This is a genomic window from Microbulbifer sp. 2205BS26-8 (genome assembly GCF_030731025.1).
Taxonomy (GTDB): Bacteria; Pseudomonadota; Gammaproteobacteria; order Pseudomonadales; family Cellvibrionaceae; genus Microbulbifer; species Microbulbifer spongiae.
The window spans coordinates 1-974 of the sequence record NZ_JAVAMR010000144.1 but is presented as its reverse complement, the minus strand read 5'-3'; the positions used below and the strand labels follow the sequence as shown (position 1 = coordinate 974).

Sequence of the window (974 nt, the reverse complement as noted above, 5' to 3'; positions counted from 1 at the left end):
ACCACGGAGGCATCCAGCAGGGCCTCCGGGTCACCACTGCCACCGAGGGTCACCACCAGACCGCCGTAGCTGCCGCCGTCACTGGAAAGGAAAGTGTAAAGTTCTGGTCCATATATTGTTAGAGAACCATACTTCGAGAAAGTATCCAGGTCGATTATTCATTGGCTAATTATCTGAAGAAAGTTGGCTTCTGAGAAGCTCGGGGTGATTCAAAGGTATATTTTTTCGGTTATATAGTACCTTAGTTCAAGGTAAACTATTTATATTTAACGTGGGGGCAATACAGGAAAAATATGATATCAATAGTATTGACTTTTTCATCATCGACCGTAAACTGAATAGGTAGTTAATTAACTATTGATAATTTTATTTGTTTAATGGATAAATATTAGAGTTGATTCGACTAGTTAATTTAGTGGCCCCTCTAAAATTCTGTTGATGACTTAAGGTTATCTTTCCATGTTTTCTAAAAAGGATATTTGAAATGAAGAAAGTTACACTAACTATTTTAGAAATTACGATATTATTTTTTTTATCTCAACAAGTATTTTCTTTTGATATTTTGCCAGAAAATAAAACAATTAGATTTGAGAATCATACCGCAAAGCAATATAAAGAAAAAGCTATGGCAGGAAAAAGAGAGATAGATTTTTTACTAGCACCAATAAAAAATCAAGTTGTCTTGAAAAATTATTTGGCCACTACTCCAATAGAAAATACACCTTTAGGCGTTTTGCCGGAAGTAGAGCGAGAGATATTTATTAATAGTTTGGTCTTTACCAGGAGAGGGCTCGCTTCGTTTGATTATAGCGTGCTTAGCTATGGCCCAACAGCCACAGAGGTTTATAATATCCTTGCATTATTTGGTTCTCAATCCACTACCCCTTTCCTGCCGGGTTTAACGATAGCGTCAGAATCAGATAACTCTATAATGAGAGTTGCAGAATTTGTGCAACTGAACGCTCAGTTACTAG

At 36.6% G+C, this 974-nt stretch carries 1 protein-coding gene; it reads left to right on the top strand.

All coding sequences use genetic code 11. The features are described from left to right. Positions 1–484: 484 nt before the first annotated feature. The coding region (locus Q5Y71_RS16945; protein WP_306043250.1) for a hypothetical protein at positions 485–974 on the top strand (490 nt) is incomplete at its 3' end.